The organism is Alteromonas sp. Mac1, from assembly GCF_001562125.1.
GTDB classification, from domain to species: Bacteria; Pseudomonadota; Gammaproteobacteria; order Enterobacterales; family Alteromonadaceae; genus Alteromonas; species Alteromonas stellipolaris.
Genome location: NZ_CP013932.1, coordinates 1387305 through 1411542 on the forward strand (window position 1 = coordinate 1387305; position 24238 = coordinate 1411542).

General features: G+C 42.8%; 20 protein-coding genes. 6 read left to right on the forward strand and 14 right to left on the reverse strand.

Going from position 1 to position 24238, the window contains the following annotated elements:
- Nucleotides 1–101: 101 nt before the first annotated feature.
- The 6 genes from ihfB to gyrA all read right to left on the reverse strand — a co-directional run bounded on the left by ihfB (nucleotide 102) and on the right by gyrA (nucleotide 8247).
- Nucleotides 102–389 carry an integration host factor subunit beta gene (ihfB, locus tag AV939_RS05770; protein ID WP_013784167.1) on the reverse strand — a complete coding sequence of 96 codons (288 nt, stop codon included), beginning with the start codon at nucleotides 387–389 and terminating at the stop codon, nucleotides 102–104.
- A 76-nt stretch (nucleotides 390–465) separates the two neighbouring features.
- On the reverse strand, nucleotides 466–2136 hold the full coding sequence (rpsA, locus tag AV939_RS05775; RefSeq protein WP_013784168.1) for a 30S ribosomal protein S1: 1671 nt from the start codon (nucleotides 2134–2136) through the stop codon (nucleotides 466–468).
- 121 nt (nucleotides 2137–2257) lie between these two features.
- Entirely contained in the window at nucleotides 2258–2929 is a 672-nt protein-coding gene (gene cmk / locus AV939_RS05780) for a (d)CMP kinase (protein WP_057791952.1), read from the reverse strand.
- 156 nt (nucleotides 2930–3085) lie between these two features.
- A complete protein-coding gene (gene aroA, locus AV939_RS05785) occupies nucleotides 3086–4366 on the reverse strand; it encodes a 3-phosphoshikimate 1-carboxyvinyltransferase (protein ID WP_057791953.1) in 1281 nt (426 codons plus the stop codon).
- 2 nt (nucleotides 4367–4368) lie between these two features.
- The gene (serC, locus tag AV939_RS05790) at nucleotides 4369–5454 is read right to left on the reverse strand and encodes a 3-phosphoserine/phosphohydroxythreonine transaminase (RefSeq protein WP_061997327.1); all 1086 of its coding nucleotides are present in this window, start codon (nucleotides 5452–5454) and stop codon (nucleotides 4369–4371) included.
- Between the two features lie 96 nt (nucleotides 5455–5550).
- Complete coding sequence (gene gyrA, locus AV939_RS05795; RefSeq protein WP_061997328.1) at nucleotides 5551–8247, reverse strand: DNA topoisomerase (ATP-hydrolyzing) subunit A; 2697 nt, start codon at nucleotides 8245–8247, stop codon at nucleotides 5551–5553.
- A 410-nt stretch (nucleotides 8248–8657) separates the two neighbouring features.
- Here gyrA and ubiG point away from each other — a divergent pair, with 410 nt between their 5' ends.
- From ubiG to yfaE, 4 genes are all read left to right on the forward strand, one after another.
- Entirely contained in the window at nucleotides 8658–9362 is a 705-nt protein-coding gene (gene ubiG / locus AV939_RS05800; protein WP_061997329.1) for a bifunctional 2-polyprenyl-6-hydroxyphenol methylase/3-demethylubiquinol 3-O-methyltransferase UbiG, read from the forward strand.
- 554 nt (nucleotides 9363–9916) lie between these two features.
- On the forward strand, nucleotides 9917–12238 hold the full coding sequence (gene nrdA / locus AV939_RS05805) for a class 1a ribonucleoside-diphosphate reductase subunit alpha (protein WP_057791960.1): 2322 nt from the start codon (nucleotides 9917–9919) through the stop codon (nucleotides 12236–12238).
- A gap of 86 nt (nucleotides 12239–12324) precedes the next feature.
- On the forward strand, nucleotides 12325–13455 hold the full coding sequence (gene nrdB, locus AV939_RS05810; protein ID WP_061997330.1) for a class Ia ribonucleoside-diphosphate reductase subunit beta: 1131 nt from the start codon (nucleotides 12325–12327) through the stop codon (nucleotides 13453–13455).
- A 98-nt stretch (nucleotides 13456–13553) separates the two neighbouring features.
- Complete coding sequence (gene yfaE / locus AV939_RS05815) at nucleotides 13554–13826, forward strand: class I ribonucleotide reductase maintenance protein YfaE (protein ID WP_057791965.1); 273 nt, start codon at nucleotides 13554–13556, stop codon at nucleotides 13824–13826.
- A 59-nt stretch (nucleotides 13827–13885) separates the two neighbouring features.
- On the opposite strand, the gene AV939_RS05820 is transcribed toward yfaE, so the two are convergent.
- The 4 genes from AV939_RS05820 to AV939_RS05835 form a co-directional block, all read right to left on the reverse strand.
- On the reverse strand, nucleotides 13886–15373 hold the full coding sequence (locus tag AV939_RS05820; RefSeq protein ID WP_061997331.1) for a sensor histidine kinase: 1488 nt from the start codon (nucleotides 15371–15373) through the stop codon (nucleotides 13886–13888).
- 4 nt (nucleotides 15374–15377) lie between these two features.
- Entirely contained in the window at nucleotides 15378–16091 is a 714-nt protein-coding gene (locus tag AV939_RS05825; protein WP_057791969.1) for a response regulator transcription factor, read from the reverse strand.
- A gap of 130 nt (nucleotides 16092–16221) precedes the next feature.
- Nucleotides 16222–16944, reverse strand: a complete 723-nt coding sequence (locus AV939_RS05830) for a spondin domain-containing protein (RefSeq protein WP_057791971.1) — start codon at nucleotides 16942–16944, stop codon at nucleotides 16222–16224.
- 10 nt (nucleotides 16945–16954) lie between these two features.
- The gene (locus AV939_RS05835; protein WP_061997332.1) at nucleotides 16955–17659 is read right to left on the reverse strand and encodes a spondin domain-containing protein; all 705 of its coding nucleotides are present in this window, start codon (nucleotides 17657–17659) and stop codon (nucleotides 16955–16957) included.
- 281 nt (nucleotides 17660–17940) lie between these two features.
- Here AV939_RS05835 and AV939_RS05840 point away from each other — a divergent pair, with 281 nt between their 5' ends.
- The gene (locus AV939_RS05840; protein ID WP_061997333.1) at nucleotides 17941–19917 is read left to right on the forward strand and encodes a hypothetical protein; all 1977 of its coding nucleotides are present in this window, start codon (nucleotides 17941–17943) and stop codon (nucleotides 19915–19917) included.
- Nucleotides 19918–20189: 272 nt separating this feature from the next.
- On the opposite strand, the gene AV939_RS05845 is transcribed toward AV939_RS05840, so the two are convergent.
- From AV939_RS05845 to AV939_RS05860, 4 genes are all read right to left on the reverse strand, one after another.
- On the reverse strand, nucleotides 20190–21182 hold the full coding sequence (locus AV939_RS05845) for an NAD-dependent epimerase/dehydratase family protein (RefSeq protein ID WP_082746032.1): 993 nt from the start codon (nucleotides 21180–21182) through the stop codon (nucleotides 20190–20192).
- Nucleotides 21183–21254: 72 nt separating this feature from the next.
- Nucleotides 21255–21626: a MerR family transcriptional regulator gene (locus AV939_RS05850; RefSeq protein ID WP_061997334.1), complete on the reverse strand. Its 372-nt coding sequence runs from the start codon at nucleotides 21624–21626 to the stop codon at nucleotides 21255–21257.
- A 99-nt stretch (nucleotides 21627–21725) separates the two neighbouring features.
- Nucleotides 21726–22415 (reverse strand): hypothetical protein, encoded by a 690-nt coding sequence (locus tag AV939_RS05855; RefSeq protein ID WP_082746034.1) that lies wholly within the window; start codon nucleotides 22413–22415, stop codon nucleotides 21726–21728.
- A gap of 80 nt (nucleotides 22416–22495) precedes the next feature.
- Nucleotides 22496–23050 (reverse strand): GNAT family N-acetyltransferase, encoded by a 555-nt coding sequence (locus tag AV939_RS05860; RefSeq protein WP_057791987.1) that lies wholly within the window; start codon nucleotides 23048–23050, stop codon nucleotides 22496–22498.
- A gap of 160 nt (nucleotides 23051–23210) precedes the next feature.
- Here AV939_RS05860 and AV939_RS05865 point away from each other — a divergent pair, with 160 nt between their 5' ends.
- Entirely contained in the window at nucleotides 23211–24188 is a 978-nt protein-coding gene (locus tag AV939_RS05865; RefSeq protein ID WP_061997335.1) for a transposase, read from the forward strand.
- Nucleotides 24189–24238: the final 50 nt, after the last annotated feature.

The window sequence follows — 24238 nt, forward strand, 5'->3', positions numbered from 1 at the left end:
TTAAACCTGCATCCAGACATTAATTTAAACTTAAGTTGCGAATATACCAAATTTTTTTTCATTAGATATAAAAAAACCGCAACAAGTGCGGTTTTTTTTATTTAAGCTATGGAGGCGTCTACTCTTTCTCGAAGCTCTTTACCTGGCTTAAAGTGAGGGACATATTTGCCATCTAACTCTACTGTTTCGCCAGTTTTCGGGTTACGTCCCACGCGCGGAGCGCGGTAATGTAATGAAAAGCTACCGAATCCTCGAATTTCAATCCTATCGCCTTTTTGAAGGGTCTGGGCCATCTGTTCGAGAAGCTCTTTAATTGCCAGTTCAAGATCTTTCGCAGGAATTTGACGCGCTTGATCCGCGAGCCGTTCAATTAATTCAGACTTGGTCATACAAACCTCGTTTCAATATTATAGTTAAACAGCTACTGCGAACAAGGGAGTGCTGGGCACTCCCACATATAGCTTATTATTCGCCTTTAGCAGCTTTAAATGCTTCTGCCATTGCGCTAGCAAAACCAGCATCTTCTTGCTGATTAACCTTGTCGATAGCTTCTTTTTCGTCAGCCTGATCTTTTGCTTTCACAGATAGGTTAACGGTGCGGTTTTTACGGTCAACGCCCATAAATTTCGCTTCGATGCTGTCGCCAACGTTAGCAGCTTCAGTTGCGTCTTCAATACGGTCAACAGATAAATCTGCAACGCGGATGTAGCCATCAACTTCTTCAGAAAGGTTAACTGTAACGCCTTTAGCGTCAACTTCAGTAACCGTACCTACAACGATAGCACCTTTCTTGTTATCTGTCAGATACTTGTTGAAAGGGTCTTCTTCGATTTGCTTAACGCCAAGAGAGATACGCTCACGCTCAGGGTCAACTTGAAGAACAACAGCTGAGATTTCGTCGCCTTTCTTATAGTCACGAACAGCGTCTTCACCAGACTTGTTCCAGCTAATGTCAGAAAGGTGAACTAGACCGTCGATGCCGCCGTCAAGGCCGATGAAGATACCGAAGTCAGTGATTGACTTGATCTTACCAGACACTTTGTCACCTTTTTCGTGTGACTTAGCGAAAGTTTCCCAAGGGTTGTCGATGCACTGTTTAAGGCCTAGAGAAATACGACGACGTTCTTCGTCGATTTCAAGAACCATAACGTCAACTGTGTCACCTAGGTTAACAACCTTAGATGGGTGGATGTTCTTGTTAGTCCAATCCATTTCAGAAACGTGTACAAGACCTTCAACGCCGTCTTCAATTTCAACGAAGCAGCCGTAATCGGTAAGATTCGTAACCTGACCAGAGATCTTAGTACCTTCTGGGTAACGTGAAGCAATTTCTTGCCATGGATCGTTGCCCATTTGCTTCATGCCAAGAGAAACACGTTGCTTCTCTTTATCGAACTTAAGTACTTTAACGTTGATTTCGTCACCAACATTTACGATTTCACTTGGGTGCTTAACGCGCTTCCAAGCCATATCTGTAATGTGTAGTAGACCGTCTACGCCACCAAGATCAACGAATGCTCCGTAATCAGTAAGGTTCTTAACGATACCTTTGATTTCGTGGCCTTCTTCAAGGTTAGCAAGAAGAGATTCGCGCTCTGCGCTGCTTTCTGCTTCAATAACGGCACGACGTGAAACAACAACGTTGTTACGCTTAGCGTCAAGTTTGATAACTTTAAATTCTAGCTCTTTGCCTTCAAGGTGAGTTGTGTCACGTACTGGACGTACGTCAACCAATGAACCAGGAAGGAACGCGCGCACTGTGTTAACTTCAACAGTGAAACCGCCTTTAACTTTACCGTTGATAATACCTTTAATGGTAACTTTATCATCGTAAGCTTTTTCCAGCTCAACCCACGCTTCGTGACGCTTCGCTTTTTCGCGAGAAAGAATAGTTTCACCGAAACCATCTTCTACTGCGTCAAGGGCTACATCTACTTCGTCACCGATAGCGATTTCAAGCTCGCCTTCAGCGTTTTTAAATTGGTCAGCTGGGATAGCACTTTCTGATTTCAAGCCTGCATCAACAAGAACGATGTCTTTGTCGATAGAAACTACAGTACCTTTTACAATTGAACCTGGACGTGTTTCTAGTTCTTGTAAGCTTTCTTCAAAAAGTTGTGCAAAATTTTCAGTCATAAGGTTTAAATTAACTTTAAGTTGATATCCACGCTTCAAATCCGGATAACGTGGGGTTATTAGTAAAAGCCGCCACTCCCTGTGGTAGCACTGCTCTGAATACCTTAAAAACTCACCTTACTTAAAGGCGCGAATTGATGATATCCATCGCTTTTTCAAAGACTTGGTCAATATCCAAATCAGTTGAGTCTATAATTACCGCATCTTGTGCCGGTACCAATGGAGCGACTGAACGTTGTGTATCTCGCTCATCTCTCGCCTTGATATCGGTTAAAAGGCGCGCAATATTAACATCCATACCTTTAGCTTTCAACTGGCTATAGCGACGTTCGGCACGGGCTTCAGCGCTAGCAGTAAGAAATAACTTCACCTGCGCGTCTGGAAAAACGACCGTACCCATGTCTCGACCATCGGCAACAAGGCCGGGATCTTGTTGAAAAGCGCGCTGGCGTCGAAGCAATGCTTCACGAACACGAGGTAACGCAGCAACCTTCGATGCAACACTGCCTACATCTTCAGTGCGAATGTCGTCAGTAACGTCTTCGCCTTCCAAAATAACCCGTGTGGTGTCTTTATCTGTCTCAAAACTTACGTCAAGACCGGTTGCTAACGGAACAACACATTCTTCATCGTCGCACGGCAAATCGTGGTGAAGCGCAGCGACAGCAAGCACACGATAAATCGCGCCACTATCTAAAAAGTGCCAACCAAGCTTCTTTGCGAGTAAGCTACTTAACGTTCCCTTACCTGCACCGCTGGGACCGTCAACCGTGACTACGGGTGTAGAATGCATACCTGCTCCAGAATTTATAAAATACGTAAAAATCGCGCGCAATTATACGCGTTAAGTAGAGATAAGCAATGCCATCGAACGTTGATGGCATTGTACATAAGGCTAAATTTCGTTTGAAAATAATATGCTATGAACGAAATAAGGTCTTTCTACAGACTAAGAATAGAGTGTGGCAAACCGTGTGAAGTAATCAGGGAAAGTTTTTCGGGTACAACCTGGGTCGTTAATGGTTACCGGCGTATCACTGAGCGCCACTAACGAAAAGCACATAGCAATGCGATGATCGTTATAGGTATCAATGGCCGCATGCTTTAACGAATCCGTTGGCCATACTTTAATATAGTCATGCCCTTCTTCTACTTCTGCACCCAACTTTCTAAGTTCAGTGGCCATGGCGTTTAAACGGTCAGTTTCTTTTACCCGCCAGTTATAAATATTAGTAATACTGGTTGGCCCTTCGGCAAATAGTGCAGTAGTGGCAATGGTCATGGCCGCATCAGGAATATGGTTCATGTCCATGTCTACACCCTTAAGTGGTGCCCCTGTTACTTCCACATACTCATCATGCCAAGTGATTTTTGCACCCATGGCTTCAAGCACATCGGCAAAACGAATGTCACCTTGAATGCTATTTTGGCCAATACCGGTTACGCGTACCGTGCCGCCTTTAATGGCGCCGGCTGCAAGAAAGTAAGAAGCCGATGAAGCATCACCTTCCACCATGAATTTACCCGGCGAACGATATGATTGCCCTGCAGATATGGTGAATGTTTGATAGTTATCATTGTTTACTTCAACACCAAACTTCGCCATGGTATCTAAGGTAATATCGATATACGGTTTTGACACTAATTCGCCTTTAATGCGAATGGTCACGTCACCTGTAAACAATGGTGCAGACATTAAAAGTGCAGTTAAAAACTGACTAGATACACTACCGTCTACTTCCATTTCGCCGCCGCATAAAGTCTTACCTTTAATTTGTAGCGGTGGAAAACCGTCGTTTTTAAGGTATTCAATGTCTGCGTTACCCATTAGTAATGCATCAACCAAATCGCCTATAGGACGCTCTTCCATTCGCGGCTCACCGGTAAGTACGACTTGTACATTACTGGCGGCTAATGCAGCGCATAATGGGCGCATTGCCGTGCCCGCGTTACCCAAGAAAAGCTCTAGTGGCTCGGCAACTGTAAATGCCCCGCCGTTACCCACCACTTTGCAGCAGGTTTTATCTTCACTTAGTGAATACGTTACGCCAAGCTTAGTTAGCGCATTTAGCATATGCTCAATATCTTCACTATCAAGCAAGTTTGTTAGTTCGGTTTCGCCTTCAGCTAAAGCAGCAAGCAATAACGCTCGGTTCGACAGGCTTTTAGACCCAGGAACGTTTACTGTCCCCGATACTTTGCTAATAGGTTCTAATGTTAACTGTTCCATGACTACCCGTTTACTCGTTCAAATTCACGCATAAATTCTACTAACGCCATCACCCCTTCAACAGGCATAGCGTTATAAATGCTAGCACGCATTCCGCCTACAGAGCGGTGACCTTTTAGTGCCATTAAACCAGCGTCTTGTGCTTGGCTTAAAAACAGCGCGTCTAATTCAGAGTTAACCAACTGAAACGGTACGTTCATTTTAGAACGGTTGTCTGGGTGTACTTGGCTAGCATAAAAATCAGAGCTGTCTATAGCAGAATACAACAGAGACGCTTTTTCGCTGTTGCGTTTTGCCATGGCATCAACGCCGCCCATCTCTTTAAGCCATTCAAACACTAACCCCGCCAAGTACCACGAGAACGTAGGTGGCGTGTTGTACATTGAATCAGCTTTAGCTGCTAATGCGTAGTCGAAAATTGACGGTGTTTCTTTGCGAGCTTTGCCCACTAAGTCTTCACGAACAATCACTACCGATAAACCGCTTGGGCCAATGTTTTTCTGCGCACCGGCGTAAATAAGACCGTGTTTAGCAACATCAATAGGCTGAGACAAAATGGTAGACGACATATCAGAAACTAGTGGCACATCACCAGACTCCGGTAACCAATCGTAAGCGATACCGTCAACGGTTTCGTTTGGACAGAAATGGTAATACGCTGCAGATTGGTCTACATTGGCAAGCGATGGTTGAGGCATGTAATGCAAACCATCTTTTTTAGTAAGCTCACCAACTACCACAGCGTTGTTGTATTTAGCTGCTTCGCTTACCGCACCATCAGACCAAGATCCACTCACCAAGTGAAGGCTGGTATCTGACGCAGACGATAAGTTAAGGGGAACCGCTGCAAATTGACCACGTCCACCGCCGTGGGTGAAAAGAACATGGTAATTTTTAGGAACCGAGAGTAAGTCGCGCAAATCTTGTTCAGCTTTGGCTGCTATCTCGATGAAATCTTTTCCGCGGTGGCTGACTTCCATTACCGAGCAACCTGAGTCGCGCCAGTTAGTAAATTCAGCTTGTGCTTTTTGCATTACGGCTTCAGGCAACTTTGCCGGGCCAGCGCTAAAATTGAAAACCTCTTTCATTGCGTTTTTCAACACCTATAAAATAACAAGCGGCCTAAGCCGCTTGTAATAAAGAACACCGATAACTGCCCGCTTTTAAATTAAGCGGGCAATACCCTACTCTTCTGTCGTTGAGCTGTCGCCGTCTTGTGCAGCGTTTTCTTCTTGCTCAATAGGTTCTTCTATAGCGATTGGATTGCCATCTTCATCTAGCTCTAGCAATTCTTCAACTACTTCTTCTATACGTTGTAAGCCAACAACATGCTCGTTCTCAACAGTGCGGATAAGACGAACACCTTGGGTATTCCTTCCTACTACTGAAACTTCGCCAACGCGGGTACGTACTAGGGTACCTTGGTCAGAAATAAGCATAATTTCATTGGATTCATCAACTTGAACCGCGCCAACCACTTTACCATTACGCTCAGAAACCTTAATAGATACTACACCTTGTGTAGCACGGCTCTTCGCTGGGTAATCTTCAAGTGGCGTACGTTTACCAAAACCGTTCTCTGTGGCAGTAAGGATAGGACCATCACCACGAGGTACAATTAGAGAAACAACGCGTTGGTCGTCTTGTAATCTGATACCACGAACACCCGTAGCAGTTCGGCCCATTGGACGTAGTGCGAGTAGTTCTTCACCAGTTTCAGGATCTAACTTAACGTTACCTGTTTCGCTATCACGAAGTTTTTCGTTAAAGCGAACCACTTTACCTGCGTCTGAGAACAACATAATGTCGTCGTCACCATGGGTAATGTCAACACCAATTAGTTCATCACCTTCGTTCAAGTTAACGGCAATAATACCGCTTGAACGTGGACGTGAATAAAGGCTTAAATCTGTTTTCTTCACTGTACCGTTAGCCGTAGCCATTAATACAAACTTACCTTCTTCAAATTCTTTGATAGGTAAAATTGCAGTAATACGCTCGTTATCTTCTAAAGGAAGAATGTTCACAATTGGACGGCCACGGGCATTACGGCTCGCGAACGGCAATTGATAAACTTTCAGCCAGTACAAACGGCCACGGGTTGAGAAACAAAGAATGTGGTCATGGGTATTGGCCACCAATAGTTTCTCAATGAAGTCTTCGTCTTTCATCTTAGTTGCCGATTTACCACGGCCACCACGACGCTGCGCTTCATAATCGTTTAGTTTTTGATACTTCACATAGCCTTCACGAGACAAGGTAACGACAACGTCTTCTTGTTCAATCAGGTCTTCAATATCAATATCGTGACTAGCAGCAGTAATTTCAGTACGGCGCTCGTCACCAAATTCGTCACGAATTTTTTCAAGCTCTTCTTCAATCACTTCCATTAATCGCTCTGGGCTATTAAGGATGTGAAGTAGTTCAGCAATAACTTCTAGAAGCTGTTTATATTCTTCAAGAATTTTTTCGTGCTCAAGACCAGTAAGTCTATGCAGACGAAGGTCTAGAATAGCTTGTGCTTGTTGTTCAGTAAGGAAGTATTGTCCATCACGAATACCAAACTCAGGCATTAACCAATCTGGACGTGCAGCATCATCACCTGCACGTTCAAGCATTTGCGATACATCGCCTAAATCCCAACCTTGTGCAACTAATGCTTTTTTCGCATCAGCAGGGCCAGGAGAGGCTTTAATTAGCTCAATGATTGGATCGATGTTGGCTAGCGCAATAGCTAGACCTTCAAGGATGTGTGCACGATCGCGGGCTTTACGTAGTTCAAATACGGTTCTACGGGTTACTACTTCACGGCGATGTAGAATAAAGGCTTCTAAGGTCTCTTTTAAGTTAAAGACTTTAGGTTGGCCGTTATCTAACGCAACCATGTTAATACCGAATACTGTTTGTAGCTGAGTATTGGCATATAAATGGTTAAGTAGTACTTCCGCTGATTCGTTACGTTTTACTTCAACAACAATACGCATACCGTCTTTATCAGACTCGTCACGTAGTGCAGAGATACCTTCGATGCGCTTTTCTTTAACTAGCTCAGCAATTTTTTCAATTAGGCGAGCTTTGTTAACTTGGTACGGAATTTCGTTGATGATAATGGTTTCTTTACCGTTATCTTCCGTTTCAATTTCCGCTTTGGCGCGCATGTATATTTTGCCGCGACCAGTACGGTAAGCGTCATCAATACCTTTACGGCCACTGATCATAGCGGCAGTTGGGAAATCAGGACCAGGGATATGAAGCATTAAGTCATCAATCGTAATTGATGGGTCTTTAATAAGGGCAATACAGCCGTTAATAACTTCAGTTAAGTTATGTGGCGGAATGTTAGTTGCCATACCTACCGCGATACCAGAAGAACCGTTTACCAGTAAGTTAGGAACCTTAGTAGGTAACACTTCTGGAATGTGTTCAGTACCATCGTAGTTAGGTACGAAGTCGACGGTTTCTTTATCGAGGTCGGCAAGAAGTTCGTGGGCAATTTTTGCCATACGTATTTCGGTATAACGCATCGCAGCGGCTGAATCGCCATCTACCGAACCAAAGTTACCTTGGCCGTCTACCAACATGTAGCGAAGCGAGAATGGCTGGGCCATACGTACAATAGTATCGTATACCGCAGAATCACCATGTGGGTGATACTTACCAATTACATCACCTACCACACGGGCAGATTTCTTGTATGGTTTATTGAAGTCGTTTTTCAGTTCGTTCATTGCGAACAACACACGGCGGTGTACAGGCTTCAAACCATCTCTTACGTCAGGCAATGCTCGCCCGACAATAACGCTCATCGCGTAATCGAGATAGGAGTTCTTTAACTCTTCCTCAATATTAACGGGGAGGATTTCGTTAGCGTTATCAGACATAAACTGCTTAATCCCTTTATTTCGGTTTGTTCTGCATTATCTATCTAGCTCAATCTACACAATATAGAGAAGCAAACGATAGATTTGCATTGTTATTATGGGGTCATAATCTTGCTTCGAGTGTAACACTTGATGACACATTTATGTAGCGCTTAATTGCCCTTCCTTACGTACTCGTCAACAAGCGATTATTTTTCGTTCAAGCAGACACGCTAAACCGCATTCGAGTTCCAAAAACGATGCCTTAACGCTGGTTTTGCGTTATGTTACTGCTCTTATATAGGTAGTGTTTAATTAATCGCAGATAGCTTCTATCTGTACAGCGGCATCAGTCATGCGGGTTCTTTTGCAAAATCGGTTCTCTATATCAGTGCAAAATAATAAGCTGGCGCAGAAAGGAAAAAATATAAATGACAAACGTTGATGAGCAGGAAATTGATAAGTTTTCAGAGTTAGCCTCACGATGGTGGGATCCTGAAGGTGAGTTCAAACCTCTACATTTAATTAACCCACTTCGTTTAGATTTTATTAATCAACACAGTAAAGGCCTGTTCAACAAAAAAGTCGTAGATATTGGTTGTGGCGGCGGCATATTAGCAGAGTCGATGGCGAAAGCCGGTGCTGAAGTTGTGGGCCTAGATATGGCAAGTGCATCATTAGAAATTGCCAAGCTTCACGGTTTAGAGTCGGGCATTAACGTTGAGTACCACTGCGTGACCGCTGAATCATTCGCAGACAGTCATGCTGGTGAGTTCGATGTAGTTACCTGTATGGAAATGCTAGAGCATGTGCCAGATCCCGCTTCGGTAGTGCGAGCTTGCGCTAAATTGGTTAAGCCTGGCGGGCATGTTTTCTTCTCTACATTAAATAGAAATATAAAGTCTTATTTAATGGGGATCGTTGGCGCTGAGTATTTATTAAAGCTTGTTCCAAAAGGCACTCACGATCATTCTCGATTCATTAAACCTTCTGAACTCATGCAGATGACAGATGAGGCTGGTTTGTTACCACGAGATATGACCGGCTTACATATGGACCCAGTTTCCCAAGGTTTTTATCTGTCTGACCGGAATGTGGATGTTAACTACCTACTATATACGGTGTCGCAAGATTAATTAGCACTACATATTGGGGCTTGTTGATAATTTCAACACCACATATCGTGTTTAGGTGTTAAGTACGATATTAAGTTAAATTATTTTAAGCCTCGATCATTTTTTCGAATAGTACTTGCAATCACTATATTTAAGGCTTGTAGAAAGCTAAAAAGTTAGTCACTACTAACCTAAAATCCGTGCCAGTTTAAGTGGTCGTTTAAGCACCAGATATTGGGTTGCATTGTGACGCAAACCTCACTATCTTGTGTTTAATCCAACGCGGGATCCCAAAGCGATTTTTGGGGTAACATTGAGATCGACAACGATCCTTTCACTGCGTTTTTTCGGATGATCAGACAAAACATACTATTAATGAAAAGAATTCAGCGGCTCCTCTCAAACTTATGCGCTAATAAGTTTAGGGTTGGTCGTGATTAGTTGTGTAAATCGCGCAAATGGTCTTACGCAGATGTATTACTTCGCAGCGAAACAACTAACCTAAAAAAGAATACACATTATAACAGGGTGATATACCCACGCCTCGCGCGCTAACAGACAACGGCCAGAGTAACATGAATAATAGTTTATCCGTCACCAAGCGAAATGGTGAGCAAGAATCCATCGACTTAGAAAAAATTCATAAGGTGGTGACATGGGCTGCAAAAGGACTTGAGAACGTCTCAGTTTCACAAGTTGAAATTAAAGCTCAAATTCAGTTTTTCGACGGTATCAATACCAGCGAAATTCACGAAACCCTTATCAAATCAGCAGCTGACTTAATTTCTACAGACGCGCCTGATTACCAATACTTGGCAGCTCGCCTTGCTATTTTCCACCTTCGCAAGAAAGCCTACGGTCAGTTCGAGCCCCCTGCACTGTTTAACCATGTCACTAACATGGTTGAGATGGGCAAATACGATAAGCATTTAATTGAAGATTATACTGCTGAAGAATTTGCCGAGATGGATACCTACATCGATCATTGGCGCGACATGAACTTCAGCTACGCCGCCGTTAAGCAGCTTGAAGGTAAATACCTGGTTCAAAACCGTGTAACCGGTGAAATTTACGAAAGTGCCCAGTTCCTTTATATCTTGGTAGCAGCGTGTCTGTTCGCTAACTACCCGAAAGATACCCGTATGAGCTATATTCGTCGTTTCTACGATGCTGCTTCTACGTTTAAGTTATCACTACCTACGCCTATTATGTCTGGTGTACGTACCCCTACTCGTCAATTTAGCTCGTGTGTATTAATTGAAACTGGCGACAGCCTTGATTCAATCAACGCCACGGCTAGCGCCATCGTTAAATACGTAAGCCAGCGAGCTGGTATCGGTGTGAATGCTGGCCGTATTCGCGCATTAGGTAGCCCTATTCGCGGCGGTGAAGCTTTTCACACGGGTTGTATCCCATTCTATAAATACTTCCAAACAGCGGTTAAAAGCTGTTCTCAGGGCGGTGTTCGTGGTGGCGCAGCTACCTTGTTCTACCCGCTATGGCATATGGAAGTTGAATCGTTATTAGTGCTTAAGAACAACCGTGGTGTTGAAGAAAACCGTGTTCGTCACTTAGACTACGGCGTACAGTTCAACAAACTCATGTATCAACGCATGATGAAAGATGACTATATTTCACTATTTAGTCCATCTGACGTACCTGGTCTTTACGATGCTTTCTTTGCTGATCAACAAAAGTTCGAGCGTTTGTATGTTCAATACGAAAACGACGACAACATTCGCAAGAAGCGCATTAAAGCTATGGAGCTTTTCAGCTTGTTCATGCAAGAGCGTGCAAGCACAGGTCGTATTTACCTTCAAAACGTTGACCACTGTAATACTCACAGCCCGTTCAACCCTGAAGTAGCACCTGTACGTCAAAGTAACCTTTGTCTTGAAATTGCACTACCTACTAAGCCGTTGCAGCACGTTAACGACGAAGAAGGTGAAATTGCCCTTTGTACGCTGTCTGCTTTCAACTTAGGCGCCATTAAGTCGCTAGACGAATTTGAAGAGTTGTCAGACCTTGCAGTACGTGCGCTTGATAACCTACTCGATTACCAAGACTACCCAGTTCCAGCGGCATACAATGCCACTATGGGTCGCAGAACCTTAGGTGTGGGTGTTATCAACTTCGCTTACTACTTAGCGAAAAATGGTGTGAAATATTCAGACCATAGCGCTAATGGTCTTGTTCACCGCACGTTTGAAGCAATGCAGTATTACCTACTGAAAGCATCGAACAATCTTGCGAAAGAAAAAGGCGCGTGTCCTAAGTTTAACGAAACCACTTATTCGCAAGGCATTATGCCTATCGATAGCTACAAGAAAGATCTTGATGGCGTATGTAACGAGCCACTTCATTACGATTGGGATGCGCTTCGTGAAGAAATTAAGACTCACGGTTTACGTAACTCTACCTTGTCTGCGTTAATGCCTTCTGAGACATCTTCTCAGATTTCAAACGCAACCAACGGTATTGAGCCGCCACGTGGCTTTATTAGTATTAAATCAAGTAAAGACGGTGTGCTTAAGCAAGTAGTACCAGAGTACGAGCGCTTAAGAGACAAGTACGAATTGTTGTGGGATATTCCTTCGAACGATGGTTACTTACAGCTAGTAGGTATTATGCAGAAGTTTATCGACCAAACTATCTCTGCTAACACCAACTACGATCCTAGCCGTTATGACGGTAACAAGGTTCCTATGAAGCTGTTACTGAAAGACCTATTAACAACCTACAAACTGGGTGTGAAAACCCTGTATTACCACAACACACGCGATGGTGCGACAGACGCTTCAGCATTAGAAGTTAAAGCCAATGAGCCGTTACCTCGTCAAGAAGAAGTGGTTATAGAAGAAGACGATGATTGTGCAGGCGGTGCGTGCAAAATTTAGCACGCACTCGCTTTTGCGAAATCGGTATCGCAGCAAGAACATAAATAATAAAACGCGTTTATCATTAAGTTTTTAGTTAGGCACTCATGAAATATACTACGTTTAATCAGCAAAGTACCAACCCATTGGTTGAACCTATGTTTTTCGGTAATCCGGTGAATGTAGCCCGTTACGACCAACAAAAGCATGCCATTTTCGAAAAGCTTATTGAAAAGCAGATTAGCTTTTTCTGGCGCCCTGAGGAAGTAGATGTATCTCGCGATCGAGTTGATTTTCAAAAATTAACCGACCCTGAAAAGCACATCTTTATTTCAAACTTGAAATACCAAACCCTATTAGACTCGGTACAAGGCCGCAGCCCTAATATTGCCTTTCTACCTATCATCTCGTTGCCTGAGCTTGAGACCTGGGTGGAAACATGGTCTTTCTTTGAAACCATTCACTCTCGCTCTTACACGCACATTTTGCGCAACCTGTTTTCAGATCCTAGCGATATTTTTGAAGACATTGTGGTTAACGATGAAATTAAGCGCCGTGCCGCCGACATTTCGAAGTACTACGACGACCTTATTTTTGCCACTCAATTATGGCAAACACAAGGTGAAGGTGTGCACACAGTTGATGGCGTGCCTCATACCATCAACATGTACGAACTAAAGAAAAAACTGTATTTGTGCATGAACTCAGTAAATGCCTTAGAAGCAATTCGTTTCTACGTGTCGTTTGCTTGTACGTTTGCTTTTGCGGAACGCAAGTTGATGGAAGGTAATTCAAAAATTATCCGCCTGATTGCCCGCGATGAAAACCTGCATTTGTCTTCTACCCAACATATTTTAAATTTGTGGGCACGAAGCAAAGACGATCCTGAAATGGCGCAAATTGCAGCAGACTGCAAAGAAGAAGCTCGCGCAATTTTCATGAACGCGGTTGAGCAAGAAAAAGAATGGGCTGATTACCTATTCAAAACCGGCTCTATGATTGGCCTTAACAAAGAAATCCTTTGTTCTTACGTTGAATATATTGCGAATCAACGTATGACGGCAATTGGTCTAGACGCCCCATTTGATATCAGCAGCAATCCTCTGCCGTGGATGAATAACTACCTTAACTCTGACAACGTTCAGGTAGCACCACAAGAGTCTGAAATTAGTTCTTATTTGGTTGGTCAAATTGACTCTGCCGTTAGTGAAGACGATTTTGCTGATTTCGAGCTCTAGCGCGAAGCTAATTTCGAGCGCTACCGCGAAGCTAATTTCGAGCGCTACCGCTAACAAAGCACGCAGAGAAAAAACGCCGGAATCAACACCGAAAAATAATGAGCAATAATGATAAAACACTCCGCATCGACGTTGTTGATGTGGGGTGTATTTCTTCCCCCCCTGATACTACGCTTCTTACCGCCCTTGAAGCCGCTAACATCAATATTCACTACCATTGCCGTGAAGGCTTTTGTGGTGCGTGTAGAACTAAGCTGATTGAAGGCGAAGTAGAATACACTACCGATCCCCTCGCCTTTATTGATGATGACGAAATTCTTCCATGCTGCTGCGTAGCCTTATGCCCGCTTAAAATCAAAGTACCGTTATAATCCACGCACCGTTATATTTAACCTACCGTTATAATTAACCTACCACTATAAATCTAACTTTAATGGCTGTTCGCTAACGTAAGTTCAAAGCTGAAACACGTGCCCTTCCCTAATTGACTCTCTACTCGCAAATCTGAATTAAGCAGTGTCATAAGCTTTTTGCAAATAGCCAAACCTAAACCTGCGTGGCTACAGGTGTCTTTTTCTGTATTACTGGCCTGATACCTAGCATCAAAAATATAGGCAATTTCTTTATCGCTAATACCAATGCCAGTATCACGAATATCTACCCTTAGCTTATCGTTGTGTAGCACCACAGCAAGGTCTATGCTGCCATCTGCTGGGGTATGGCGAATAGCATTGGCAATAAGATTCGTAAGCACACGCTCAAGTTTACCAATATCAGCAAACACGTAGTATTCAAAGTGGTCGGGAATAACTTTAATGGCGATATTTTTCTGTTTCGCTTCAAGCTCAAATTTTGCCGCTACGTCGTGCAGCAATTCGCCTAGCGGGAAAGACTCTTGATGCAAGGTAACTTGTCCGCCTTCTAAATACGCTAGCTCGAATATTTGGTCGATAAGATGCTTTAAATTTTTCGCATTTTTTAAAGAGATATCTACAAAGTGCCTTCTATCTTCTTTAGACAAGCTATCTTCATTTAGCGCAAGCGTTTCAATGTAACCTTGAAGACTAGCCAAAGGAGTGCGAAGGTCGTGAGATAAGTCGGCCAACAATACTCTGCGCTGGCTATCAATTTTATTAAGCTGGTCAAATTGGTTGTCTATATGGGTAAGCATGTCGGTAAATGCACTGCCCAAACGGTCTATCTCGTTGGCACTGTTTCTGTTCCATTTAGCCAAGTGAGGGGGCAATTTTTCACGATGAAAATCAGCTTCACGCACGCTGTCCATATCATCGCTTAAGCGCCTTAATGGCGTGGTAAAATATTTAAATAACACAAGAAGGGCCAACAATAATAAAAACAAACCAACAAACATGAACAACGCCACTTCGCGCATGCTCTGGCTGTTTTGTAAATTCGCGATAATAGAATCGTAACGCTCACCACCAATAATAACGTAAAGGTAGCCCTGCAACTTCTCATTGTTATAAACCGGTGCTGCCGAAAATATTTTTTGCAGGCCAATATTTCTTGGGTCGTCGCCTTCAATAGGAAAATCGCGATCGGTATTAATCAGTTGTTTTATCGGCGCGATATCCACCGACGTAGCTTTTACTTTGCCAGGTTCAGCTGAATACGTGAGTATGGTGCCCTCAGGGTCTAAATAATAAAACTCGAAGCTTGGCCCTAGTATCATTAACGTATGAAAAAGATTTCCAAGGGCTTCATAATCGTATACGCCTTCTTTAAGCAGCGGATTATCGCTAACCAAGTGTTCGGCCAACCCGATATGCAGTTTTTGTTCAGCTTCTTGTTGAGTACGCTTTTGCAATAAATTTGTGGAGTAAAAACAGGCAATCATCACCACCATAAATACACCAACCAAGCACACAGCAAGGCGAGGATAAAAGCCAAATTTCATGGGGTTAAACTCCTTGAGGATTAAATTTATACCCTACGCCCCAAACGGTTTGTACGATTTGAGGTGCAGTAGCATCGTTTTCTAATTTTGAACGCAACCGATTAATGTGCGAGTTCACCGTGTGCTCGTATCCACTATGGTGATAGCCCCACACCGACTCTAATAACTGACTACGACTAAACACTTGTCCAGGGTGGCTGGCCAAATGATGAAGCAGTTCAAATTCAGTGGCGGTTAGTACCAGTTCTTCATCAGATAGAAACACCTGATGGTTCCGTTGATCGATAGTTAATCGGCCTAGTGTTAACGGTGTATCTGCTTGTGGTTGAGTCGCTTGAGTTTGTTGCACCACATGATATTTTCGAAGCTGAGAACGCACCCTTGCTTGCAGCTCCCTTACGCTAAAAGGTTTTGTCATGTAATCATCAGCGCCAAGCTCTAACCCCAAGACCCTATCGGTTTCAGAGGTTTTCGAGGTAAGCATAATAATGCTTTGCATAGGTAAGGCATCGCGCACCTTCCTACATATATCTAGGCCACTCATACTAGGTAGCATTACATCCAGAATCACAATGGCGTATTCATCAGATAACGCGCATTCCAGTGCTATTTTTCCGTCAGTTTGATGTTCTATTTCAACACCTAGTTCTAACAGATTAACCCGCATTAAATTGGCGATATCTTGGTCGTCTTCAACGATTAATATTTTGTCGGTCATTTTTGGGAAAGCCACAGTTCAAAAACTAATAGAACGATGGAAAAGCGTTAATCTTTCACAAGATTAACGCTTTTTATTTACTTACCCGTTAAATTAGACTTTTGTCTAATGCGAGGGGCATAGCTGCTCATTACTCTGTTCGCGTAATCTGAATACGAATAACAGGGTTATCGAACTTGTGTTCAACCGTTAGCGCAGAGCTTGAGAGCCCATCGTCAGCGCTAACCACACCAGGGTGCATAGAGATAAAGCCTGTGTCGTCACGACTTGGGCTAAAGCCCTCTCCGTTCGCGGCAGGCCCTGGTACTGTTGTTGCACTTTCAGTGTTTGCTTCTGTACCAGCGTCATAAGCTGGACGCGTAGTGGTATAAGTAGCACCCACTTCAAGGTTCGCTAAGCTCCAACTATTTATACCGGTAAAGGCATCGTTGGTATTGCCCAACATAGCGGCAATAGTAAGGTTAGCGTCTGTGATATCGTTAATCGATACACTAATGGTTTGTGAATCGCCTGGGGTAATTGGGCCAACACCGCCAGCACTTGCATCACCTAGCATTAAAAAGTCGGCAGAATCACCTTGTTCAGCAATACGCTCTAACTCGACCGATGCGACTGCACCTACTTCCCACAACGTACCTTCGCTATGCAGTACTACCGCGGGCGGTGATACTGGCTGACCATTGGTTAAATTGGTCACGGTTACATCGTAAGATACCGGCACGGGATCTGGAATTTCAGCTGGCACTTCTACTTCGACTATTACTTCACGGGTATCGTCATCGCCACACGCCGCAAGCAAAAAGGGTAAAGTAAGTACCAATGCTTTTTTATAATGTTTGGCTAAATATTGCATAACAGCCTCCTTATCGTACGGTTACTGTTACTTTAGCTACTGGGTTCAACCAACGATGAACGGCATTATCTACATCACTTGCACCTTCCGTTAACGAGTCGTCACCAATGTTACCGCGGTGAATATGTACGGTAGCGTTAGTATCTGCGCCCGCTACACCGGTTCCACCTGTGCCTAACATAGGATCTAGTGGTGGTGGTACTGGCATACCCGCCATACCTGGTTCACCGCTTCCACGAAGTTCGTCATTCGCTTCTGTTCCCGCATCGTAGGCATTTACGTAAACCGTATATGTGCCAGCTTCGGTTGGAATTTCCCAGTTATCTAATCCAATGAAGCCATCATTAGAAGGCAAAATCATAGCAACCACAGACAACACAACGTTGTCGTCAGCTGTCATTAAATCGGCTGAGGTAGACATGGTTGGCGCTAAAAGCCCGCCAGCTGGGTTAGCAATTACGTCTGCACCAATAGCGGTACCAATGGTAGCAATACCGTCTAAGCTGCCGCCTTCGGCCATCATCTGTATTTCAGTGCTGGCAGCTTCACCCACTTCAAACAAACTAGCATCGGCAGTGTGCGCTACAGCAGCAATAGGTGTGAAGTACAACCCATGAGTTAAGTTTTGTATTTCTACTGTTATATCAGCAGCGAAACTTTGTTGGCTTGCGAACGCAAGCAATGCCGCTGCAGAAATTTTATTAAATCGCTTCATGATGTTTCCTTGGTAATGAATGAGTGAGTGTTAACGCCCTATCAATACTGAAAGAAAGATGTCACGAAAGTATCCAGAAAATGGGACAAAAATGTTCTGATGGCATAACAGGTTTGTAAAAAGTGGTACCTATATGTTGCAGACTTTTGATGAAAATAGAATATGAAGTGTATGGTCTAGAGATATTTTTTAACTTGCCATCCTGTTTACAATATCTAAAATGAATCTTTACTAATATTTACAAAACGATAAAAAACCGCAAATCAGAAAAGGAAGTCTACGTGAAGTACGCCCCCATTAATTATAAAACTCCCCTATTGTCTTTGTTAACCGTTTCGCTCATCAGTGCCTGTGGTGGCGGAGGGGGTGGTTCAGACCCTGTTACCCCTCCGGTTCAGGTTACGCCCCCTGTTAGTCTTGCTGACTATGCGGGTGAAGCAAGTGGTATCAGCTTATCTTCAGTAGATAGCTTGTTACAACTTAGCTTTCTTGCTCATAACTCGTTGTTTACCACCGCGCACATTAACGCCAACAGAGAAGGAAGTTGTATTAATGGTGGTATATACGAACAAACGCTCACCGATAACGACGATAACTCTGTGATTTCAGCCGGTGACCAAGTAACAGTTACCTACAGAGAATGTTATCTTGATAGTTTAAATGGCTCTACTGATGGCTCCGTTCGTTATGATGTTACAGCGTTCAACGAGCAATCGGATTATGACATTACCATTGATGCCAGTTCGTTAACCGTAGATGACAATGTCAATCTGGTAGGTTCATTACGTGTGAACTATCAGCGTGAAGAAACTCAGTCTGTTATGACCCTATCAACACCTACTGGAATTGATGTAGACATTGATGGTGACACAATCATTTCACTTAGTAATATGGAAATTGTGAAGCGCGAAGACTTTGCAGAAGCGCAATATAGCGTGAGTGTAGATGGCGATATTAGAGATGAAGCCTTAGACGGAACATACTCACTGAGTCAAGTTACCCCGTTTTCTGGGTATTTTGATGAGTTCCCTAACGAGGGTGAATTGACTATATCCACTGGCGGCACTGAAAGTGTAACCGTTGAAGCTAACTTTGTTGAAAACTCTCCTTTGTTCGATGTTAAATATAAAGACGATTTTTTCTCGATGTACTGGAATGATGCAATTGAAGGTGCAATAACCGGCATAAACGGCCAAATTACTCAAAATATTGCAGAATTTCGTTCAGACAACTTCACGTCTGTATCGATGCTTAATCAAAATACAATATCTAACTTTGGCCTTAAAGATAGCTACCAATTAGTATTTTCTAGACCGGTTGAGTCGATTGTAGCCGATTACGGTGAGATGTCTTTCCAATCTGAAAGCTGGCCTTACGATGAAGTAACGGCTAGCGTTGAGATCAACGGCGCTTTGGTTACCATTACCCCTGAAGAGAGTCTGATGGCCGATTCGTTTTATGGTTTATCGAGCTTTTTAGTAACAAGTACTAATCAACAAAGCTTTAGTATGTACGTACCTTCGGTGCAAACCCGTGACGACATTATTCCGGTGGTAACCTCGCAAACTCACCTCTATCGATTTAACGATACACCTACGTTAAGTGCAGGAGATACAGGTAATAATACCAACGGTGAACTTACCTATCAGTGGCAAGAGTTAAGTGATTCAGGTGTTGTATTTGAAACACCAAACGCGGCTAGCACAACATTTACAGTGCCAGAAACTGCTGACAGTGAGCTTACTATCGAAGTTGTTATTACTTCGGAATACGGATATAGCGTAAATGAAAAAGTGGTTCTAGAGTACGTTGATCCATTTGGTACAATCCTAAGCTTCGATAGCCCAGAGGGTGATTTTGTTGGTGGCGGCGAACAGCGCTTGTTCACTGAAAATGAGGGTGTATTCACCTTCATCAGCCCTGAAGATGCACCTCATTACTTATCGGTAGACTATCAAACCGACGATTGGTGGACGTTAGATCTTGCCGCTCCCACTGATGAAGTATTAGGTGTTGGCGTATATGAAGGTGCAACCAGATGGCCATTTCAATCCCCTACGGGCCCAGGCCTAGATTTCTCGGGCGCGAGCAGAGGCTGCAATAGATTAAGCGGAAGATTTGAAATACTGGAACTAAGTTACGATGAAAGTGGCAATGTAGAAACTCTAGCCGTAAACTTTGAGCAAAACTGTGAAGAAACGATGCCTACTCTAAAAGGACTAGTTCGCCACAATAGTAGCGTGCCGTTGAATCAATAAGTGTGAGATTCGCTTTAAATTAAGCTATATAAGCCCCTTTCATTAGGGGCTTTTTTTTGCCATCAAAAATACCTAGCTTGCAAAAAGCTTAAATTATGATTCGCAATATAGTGCCGAAACAAGCCATTACTATGGCAGTTTAAATAAATGAGATCACGATAAGATAACAAGTGTTTTATAAGGAAAGCTCCACGGTGACTCCGCTGCTTTGCATTAAATTTGTTTTATTAATTATAGTGTAACAACAATTTGTGGAGGAATTATGGAGAAGGTCATAATTTGCTTTCGCGCCCGTTTAAATATTCAAATACATCGCGCAGCGCTTCTGATGGTGAGCGAGGCTCGTATCCCAGTTCATTGTGTGCTTTCGTTATCTCATACTCCTGCCTGATGCCATAGAATAAAGCCACTTGGCTTCTAATAAGCTCTGCGGGTTTATCTGTCACCTTAGCTGCCAGCTCTGCGCACAAGGCAATAAAATATATTACCCACTTTGGTAGGCGTGCTGGAACTTTTAAGTTAATTCCCGCTGATTGGGCAGCTTTGTATATTTCAGTAAGTGACGAAGAGTTGTTATTAGCCAATATGTACCGGTTACCAGAACTTCCTTTCGTAGTAGCAGCAACTACGCCTTTTGCCACATCGCGAACATCAACAAAATTAAAGAAGAAATGAGGGTCTATTAGAAGCTTATTGGTTCTAATGGTTTCAATAAACTGCATAGTGTCTGTGAGTCGATTAGCATGAGGACCAATCATTGCAGAAGGTAGAACGGAAACCATCCAAAGATTATACTTTTTTGCCAACTCCCACGCTTTTTTCTCTGACTTTATTTTAGAGTTGTAATAGGCGTTGTTAGATAACGTGTTCCAACTATTTTCATCTAGATAGTTCCCATCATGGCCAACAGCCGCAACCGAGCTAACATAAACCACTTTTTTCACATTGGCTTCGGCCGCCGCTTTAAGGACAATTTCAGTCCCTTTTACATTCGGCTCGACGATTTCAGTAATAGGATCTTTAGCCCAATGTTTAAATACCGCGGCAACATGATATAAAATATCGACACCTTGCAGGGCTTTTCTCATTGCGTCTATATCTTGCATTTCGGTATAGACGACTTGGCAGTTCAAGTGGAAAAAATCATCCGCATTTTGGACATCACGCATCCCTGCCCTTACCGTTTCGCCTTGCGCTATAAGCGCTCTAACTACATTTCCTCCTAAATGACCGTTCGCCCCTGTTACCAAACATACATTAGACATCTTGTATTCACCTATAAAGTTATTAAGTGACAAGACTATAAACTCTCCCCTTAGGGGAACAGTCAAGGGCTTTTAATTGTTTGGGTTGTTAAGCGGAAATTGATCAATCAGTTCTTGTTTTAATGACCCTAGCTCAACATCTAGTTGTTTGGCTTTTTCAATCTCGATTCTAATTTGCTTCTGCTTTTGCTCTACGGCATCTATCGCCAACTCAACCGGAAAGTGATTTTCTTTGGCCTTTGCCTCAATCATTGGCAGTAGTTCCGAAAGTTTAAAACCCAGAGATTGCGCTTTTTTTATCATCGAGATTATTACGACGTGACGCTTATCGTAAATGCGGTACTTTCCTAATCTAGACACCTTCGTCAACAACCCTAGCGCTTCGTAGTGATGAATTGCTTTTTTTGATGCGCCAGTAAGTTTTGAAACCTCTCCTATATACATGTTTTTCAATCCTAATGGGTGTAACGCTGACGAAATTGGCATATTGAAGCGAAATAAATAAGGCCACGTGTTAGTGCGGCAGAGAACTTAGGCGACAAGTTATGTTGCATCGACACAAGGATAACCAATTTCTGAAATGTCTTTATCTAGCTGTTTTAATGTTACTTCAGAGTTTACTTCTTTAACCAATTCATCGGTTAAAGGTAAGTGATTATAAAACTTTGCAATAGTTGCAACATCTAAATCTACCTCATAGTACTCTAGTGCAAATACCCTATATGTTTCAGGGTTACAGTCAAAAATTTCTAAAAGATACTCTGAACCATCGGGATCTTCGTCAACTGCAAATTCGAAGTCACCCTTACCCCAAAAGTCTGCCGTGTGAAGTTTCCAAATACAGAACGAAATATTGTCCATAGAGAAAGCGGGTTCTTTAGACGCAGCAATAAATTCAGATGGCAACCCTTTTAATAAATCTGGCCATGGAACTTGACCATCAGTACTCCAAGATGACATTGCAGATTCATGATCAAAACCTTTAACAAAGCAGCCATCTTGAGTGAACAGTACAAAGAAATCATCACCGCAGCCATTTCTCATCGAACCCATTTGTTCATTATCGCCCCAATTTGAGTTGAACGAATAAAAACGTTCATCCCATTCAGGGGACATTATTGCATCTAGCATTGCCAGCGATTGAAGTAGCTTTTTTAACGCTAATACCTCTGGCATTGAGTTTAAATTTTTAGTTGATATAGCATCCAATGCAGGAGACTCCATTTGCAACATAACGCTTCTACAAGCGGGCAAAAGCCAACTGTATTTTGCCTTACTGAATTAATTTTTTATGTGTACGGAAAAGTTAAAACTTATAAAATTTTAGTGATCTCTGGCTTGATAAATAAACCTAGGACCCTTCCGAAAAGGTTTTTGTACATATACTCTATTTCTTTTTTAGAAATACCTGAACCATATATTAACATCTCAAGATTTTCGCCTGGCTCTTTAACTGTAAAACCTGAAGGTAAAAAACCATTGCTCTCATAAAATTCTTTACGTTTAACTCTTTGTTGATAATTACTTGCCTGTTTATCTATGACCTCAATGTTTAAAACTATCCTTTTACCTAAATGTTCATTTTTTAAGGATTCCAGTACTTGACTACCAAAGCCTTTTGAACGGCAAGATTCTAATATTGCAATTGATTGGATAAATACAATATCTTCATATTCTGTTATGTGAATAAGACCAATCCACATATCTTCTGTATGCAAAGCACTAAAACCTAACTTTCCATTCCTCAACTGATACTTGAGAAACCATTTAGGCACTTTCCTCGCTTCGGGGAATGCTTCTTTATAAAGATCTATTACCTTAATATAATTAGCGTTACTACTACTTATAGGTAAGAACGTGATGCTCATAGGGAGTACTCATAACACCGCAGTAAGCGGCTGATAATAGTTGGCTAACTTAACAAGACAGGCATAATACAAGAACACAAAACTGTCCCTTAGTACACTTTCTTTAATCTGTATGGCTATTCAAACTGGTAAACGAGTCAATCAGAGTCAGACAGCCGCAATGCCTAAAGCCCGAAAGTCGCAAATTAGTTTATTGGATACGCCGTATTATCACTGTGTTTCCCGCTGTGTTCGTCGTGCATTCTTGTGTGGCGAGGAAAACGGTAGAAGCTTTGAACATCGTCGCCAATGGGTGGAAGACCGTATTCATGTTTTGAGTGAGGTGTTTACCATTGATGTATGTGCTTATGCGGTGATGAGTAATCATACGCATTTGGTGTTGCATATTGCTAAAGAGAAGGCGGACGCACTGAGTACAGCAGACGTGATTCAACGTTGGCACAGGCTGTACAAAGGCACCTTAATCTCGCAGCGCTACATATCGCCAGCTTTACGCAAAGACTTAAATGAAACCCAAATTAAAACGGTGGAGTTAACGGCTGAGGTATGGCGAAAACGGCTATTTGATATCAGCTGGTTTATGCGAGCACTGAATGAATATATTGCCAGGGCAGCCAATAAAGAGGATGACTGCACTGGGCATTTTTGGGAAGGGCGGTTTAAATCACAAGCGCTATTAGATGAGTCGGCCCTTGCCGCCTGCATGGCTTATGTTGATTTAAACCCGGTACGGGCGAAAATAGCAAAGACGCCCGAAACATCTAACCATACCAGCATTAAATACCGTATTAACGCAGCCAGGGTAGGCAAAACACCCAAACGACTTATGCCTTTTGCGGGCAATCTAAAGCAAGAGATGCCACACGATTTACCTTTTACTCTTCCAGACTACTTACAGCTTGTAGATATAACCAGCCGGTATATTCATCCAAACAAGCGCGGCAAAGTTGAACATAGCCTGCCTACTATTTTAGAACGTCTCAATATTGAACACGAACAATGGCTAATCTTAACCACGCAGTTTGAAAATTACTTTAAGCAGGCTGCTGGCAAAGTGATTCACCTTGAGCAATACGCACACAATCAACATCAGCAACGAGTTCAGGGGCGACAAAGTGCAATGCGATTACTGGGATAGCGTTGAATCTAAATTGCGAGCCTCGCAAAACTGAATGCCACTTTATGCTG